The 4,683-nt window shown below is 63.5% G+C and carries 4 protein-coding genes; 3 read left to right on the forward strand and 1 reads right to left on the reverse strand.

Features of this window, described 5'->3' with window-relative positions:
* Positions 1–425: inorganic triphosphatase (locus tag ACESMD_RS14250; protein WP_372614284.1), on the reverse strand; the 425-nt coding region annotated here is incomplete at its 3' end.
* 103 nt (positions 426–528) lie between these two features.
* Here ACESMD_RS14250 and ACESMD_RS14255 point away from each other — a divergent pair.
* The 3 genes from ACESMD_RS14255 (at position 529) to argA (ending at position 3,997) form a co-directional block, all read left to right on the forward strand.
* Positions 529–1,209, forward strand: coding sequence for a TIGR00153 family protein (locus ACESMD_RS14255; protein WP_372614286.1), 681 nt, complete (start codon positions 529–531; stop codon positions 1,207–1,209).
* Positions 1,210–1,292: 83 nt separating this feature from the next.
* Positions 1,293–2,558 (forward strand): inorganic phosphate transporter, encoded by a 1,266-nt coding sequence (locus ACESMD_RS14260; protein WP_372614288.1) that lies wholly within the window; start codon positions 1,293–1,295, stop codon positions 2,556–2,558.
* 125 nt (positions 2,559–2,683) lie between these two features.
* Complete coding sequence (gene argA / locus ACESMD_RS14265) at positions 2,684–3,997, forward strand: amino-acid N-acetyltransferase (protein ID WP_372614290.1); 1,314 nt, start codon at positions 2,684–2,686, stop codon at positions 3,995–3,997.
* The last annotated feature ends 686 nt before the right edge of the window (positions 3,998–4,683 follow it).

The following is a 4,683-nucleotide window of genomic DNA, read 5'->3' on the forward strand; positions in this document are numbered from 1 at the left end:
GTGGCACGGTGCATCCAGGCGGAAGGGCGTCCGCCTTCCGGCAGTTGCCAGACACCGCTCAACAGGGCGCCGCCGCGAGCCGCCTTGCTGGTGTCCGAGGGGCGCAGTGGCACCGTCTCGGCCAGGGTGGCGGCCAGCTCGTCGAGGTCGAGTCCCGGGCCCTCGATCTCCCATTCCCACTCGCCGCGACTCGAGAGCCCGCCGCCACCCTGGCCGGGGGTCTTCAGGGTCTGCACCAGCCGGTCGCCGTTGCGACGCAGGCGCAGTGCCATCTGCGCCCTTGCAAGGTCACCCTCGGGGGTATCGAAATAGGTGTTGCCGAGGTGGGCGGTATCCGGCGTCAAGCCGCGCAGACGGGGATGGCGGCGCAGTGCCTCGGGGCCATCCTGCCCCAGGGCCAGCTTGAGTTCGATCTCCTGACTCATCGTCTTGCCACCTCGGTTTCGTGAAGAATGGATGAATTTTTCATGACGCGGCTGCCGGTACATCACTATACTGTCGCGGCCATTTCCCAAGATCCACGAGACCATGGTTACACCGAATCCCTTTTCCGCGATGTTCGGCCGCTCGCCATTCCAGCCGTTGCTGGCCCATATCGTCAAGGCCAATGACTGTGCCGACCAGTTGCTGCCGTTCTTCGAGGCCACCCTTGCCGGAGACTGGGCGTCGGCGGAGGAACATCGCAAGACCGTCACCCGTCTCGAGCACGAGGCAGACGAACTCAAGACCGAGCTGCGCCTCAACCTGCCCAACACCATGTTCCTGCCGGTGTCGCGCACCGATCTGCTGGACCTGCTCAGCGTCCAGGACAAGATTGCCAACAAGGTCCGCGACATCACCGGCATCATGGTCGGTCGACGCATGCAGGTCCCCGAGGCGCTGGCCCACCCCATGCGGGACTATATCCAGACCTCGGTGGCCTGCGTGGCACAGTCCCGCCAGGCCCTGGAGGAACTCAAGGGTCTCCTCGAGTCCGGTTTCGGCCGCAATGTCGCGGAGGTGATGCAGAAGTTGATCCGTGAACTGCATGTGCTGGAAAACCAGGCGGACGGTCAGCAGGTGGCCATTCGTCGAATCCTCTTCGAGTTGGAGAGCCAGCTGCCGCCGGTGGACGTAATCTTCCTCTACCAGATCATCGATTGGGTCGGCGAGCTGTCGGACCGCGCCGAGCGAGTCGGCAGCCGCCTGCAGGTCCTCACCGCTCGTTGAGTCGAATCATGTGTGCAGTGGTCCGCTGTACCGGGCCAGCGCCAGAACGCTACTCCCTGACAGCCACCTAGGATTCCTTCCCTATGGCGATCATCGCGCAGCACGGCGAAATCTTCATCATACTGGCTTGCCTGTTCGGTTTCTTCATGGCCTGGGGCGTTGGTGCCAACGACGTCGCCAATGCCATGGGGACCTCGGTCGGGTCCCGGGCCATCACCATCAAGCAGGCGATCATCATCGCCGTGGTCTTCGAATTTCTCGGCGCCTGGCTTGCCGGCGGCGAGGTCACCGCGACCATCCGCGGGGGTATCATCGACCCGGAGCTGCTCGATGCCGATCCGCAGTTCCTGGTCTATGGCATGCTGTCGTCGCTGCTGGCGGCGGCCATCTGGCTGTTGATCGCTTCCGCCAAGGGCTGGCCGGTCTCCACCACCCACTCCATCGTCGGCGCCATCGTCGGCTTCGGCGCCGTTGGGTTGGGCATGGAGGCCGTGGCCTGGGGCAAGGTCGGCCAGATCGCCTCCAGCTGGCTGATCTCACCGCTGCTGGCGGGTACCTTCGCCTTCGTGCTCTTCAAGTCGGTGCAGCACCTGATCTTCGAGGCCCGAGATCCCTTCAGCTCGGCGAAGCGCTACGTACCGTTTTACGTCTTCCTGGTGGGCTTCATCGTTGCCATGGTCACCTTCACCAAGGGGCTCAAGCACGTCGGCCTGGATCTCAGCTTCGCCCAGAGTCTGCTGCTCTCGCTTCTCATCGGCCTCCTGATCATGGGCGTGGGTATCCTGATGGAGCGACGGGTCAAGTACGAGCAACGCGCCAACGACCAGTTCGGCTATGGCAACGTCGAGCGGGTCTTCGGCGTGCTGATGATCTTCACCGCCTGTGCCATGGCCTTTGCCCATGGCTCAAACGACGTGGCCAATGCCGTCGGTCCCCTGGCCGCGGTGATCAGCGTGGTGCGCAGCGACGGCGTCATCGATGCCGCCGCTCTGGTCCCCTGGTGGGTGCTGGTGCTGGGCGGCGGTGGTATCGTCGCCGGCCTGGTCACCTATGGGCACAAGGTCATCGCCACCGTGGGCACCGGCATCACCGAACTGACACCGAGCCGCGGCTTCGCCGCCACCCTGGCCGCGGCTACCACCGTGGTCCTGGCCTCGGGCACCGGCTTGCCGATCTCCACCACCCATACCCTGGTGGGCGCCGTGCTGGGCGTGGGACTGGCCCGTGGCATGGCGGCGCTCAACCTGAGGGTCATCGGCACCATCGTCATGTCCTGGCTCATCACCCTGCCGGCCGGTGCAGGCCTGGCGATCCTCTTCTTCTTCACCTTCAAGGGCATCTTCAGCTGATCGCGTGCGGTTTTCCCGCGCACCAGTGACGGCGGTCCCGCCTCAAGGTGGTGCCGCCGTTTTGTCAGCTCTGCTATCATCGACATTTACCCTTGCTTTCGCTCACCTGCTGCCGGAGTGCGGCCTTGGACACACGCTTCCCCTTCGTCGACTGGTTTCGCAACTCATCGCCCTATATCAATGCCCATCGCGGTCGCACCTTCGTGATCCTGATCGAGGGCGACGCGATGACGCGAGGGCGAAACGAGCAGCTGATCCAGGACCTGGCGCTGATGCACACCCTGGGCGTGCAACTGGTGGTGGTGTTCGGTATCCGCCCCCAGGTCCGGTTGGCGCTGGATGAGCTCGATATCACGCCGGAGGTCCATCAGGGACGCTGGGTCGCCGATGAGGTGATCATGGCGCTGGTCAAGCGGATCTCGGCCGAGCAGCGGTTGTGGCTGGAGGCGAGGCTCTCTCTGGGCCTCCCCAATACGCCACTGCATGGCGTGGAGCTCACCGCCGTCTCGGGCAACCTGGTGATGGCCAAGCCACTCGGGGTGCGCGAGGGAATCGATTTCCACCACAGCGGCGAGGTGCGTCGCGTGCGTGCCGCGGCGATCCGAGGCCTGCTGGAAAAGGGCTCGCTGGTGGTGCTGCCGCCGCTGGGCTTCTCCAGCACCGGTGAGGTGTTCGACCTGGATGCCTCGGAGGTGGCCCAGCATGCCGCCATGGCGCTGGGCGCGGACAAGCTGATCCTGCTGGGCGAGTCCTGTGGCCTATATGACGGTAGTGGACAGTTGCAGCGTCAGCTGACACCGGCAGAGGCCGAGCCGCTGAGGCAAGAGTCGTTGCCGGGCAGCGAACTGGCCAGACACCTCGGTGCCGCCTGTGCCGCGGCCCGCCATGGCGTGGCGCGTACCCATCTGCTGTCCTGGCACGATCACGACGCCCTGCTCGGTGAGCTCTTCACCCGGGATGGGGTGGGCACCATGATCACCCAGCATCGTTACGAGCAGTTGCGCCCGGCGGGTCTCACCGATATCGGTGGCCTGCTGGAACTGCTCGACCCCCTCGAGCGTGACGGTATGCTGGTACCCCGTTCCCGGGAGCGACTCGAACACGAGATCGATGATTACCTGGTCATCGAACGCGACGGGATGATCATCGGCTGTGCGGCCCTGCATGCCTTCCACGATGCCCAGATGGCCGAACTGGCCTGTGTGGCCGTGCATGACGACTACCGGGGCGGTGCCCGTGGTGAATTGCTGCTGGCCGAGGTCGAGCGGCGTGCCAGGCGCCTGGGCCTCTCGGCGCTCTTCGCCCTGACCACCCATACCGCCCACTGGTTCTTCGATCATGGCTTCCGCCTGGCGGATATCGAGGCGCTGCCGACGCTTCGCCGCGACACCTACAACCATGCCCGCAAGTCCAAGATTCTCGTCAAGACCCTCGCCTGACCGGTCGATCCGAGTGTCGAGTGGCTGAACGCTCGGCGCTCTGTCGATTCCTGACGTCGACGCCATCCAGGCCGTCTCCATCTGGCAACATTCCAATCGGCTGTTTTTCCAATGGTTTTCATTAAGTCCCGCCTGGCTGTAGCCAGAAAGCGACGGTTGGGGTGGTGATACCGCCTGTAAAAGGGCTGGCGAACTGTTGCGACAGAGAATTCCGGTCGATGGCTATTTACAACGAATTGAAATAGAAGGGATAATTAATTTCTGGCACGAAATTGGCATCTGACTGGATGAGCAACGAAGCGGTTCTTTACGGCTCGAACCGCTTTTGATCGCCGAGGGAACGGGTCAACACTGCCCTGTGCGCCCGGCAACCGAGGCGATCAGCGTCTGCTCCAAGCGATGTGTGACTTTAACAGGTTGCGATGAGATGGGTATCGCCGCAAGGCAAGGAGAGATGCCCTGAGGGCAAGGATGCCCCGGCACGGATGCCTCCCCCCTTGGGGGACCCTACACTGCAGCCTCGCCTTCGCCTCTGATCGAGGCGGGGTTGTCGGAAGCGAAGTCGGATGGTTCGCCATCTGGAGATGCTCGAAGTTTCCCGTGAATTCGAAGCTCTCTGAGTAAAGTTCCCTGCGTATTTGGGCTGGCTCTGCCGGCCCTTTTTTTCTTCAATACGGTTTTCTTCA

It is taken from the genome of Halomonas sp. (assembly GCF_041689495.1).
In the GTDB taxonomy this organism is placed as follows: domain Bacteria; phylum Pseudomonadota; class Gammaproteobacteria; order Pseudomonadales; family Halomonadaceae; genus Halomonas.

Coding starts and splice junctions, on each gene's coding strand:
- ACESMD_RS14255 (WP_372614286.1), top strand. CDS start 529: ATGGTTACACCGAATCCCTTTTCCGCGATGTTCGGCCGCTCGCCATTC.
- ACESMD_RS14260 (WP_372614288.1), top strand. CDS start 1,293: ATGGCGATCATCGCGCAGCACGGCGAAATCTTCATCATACTGGCTTGC.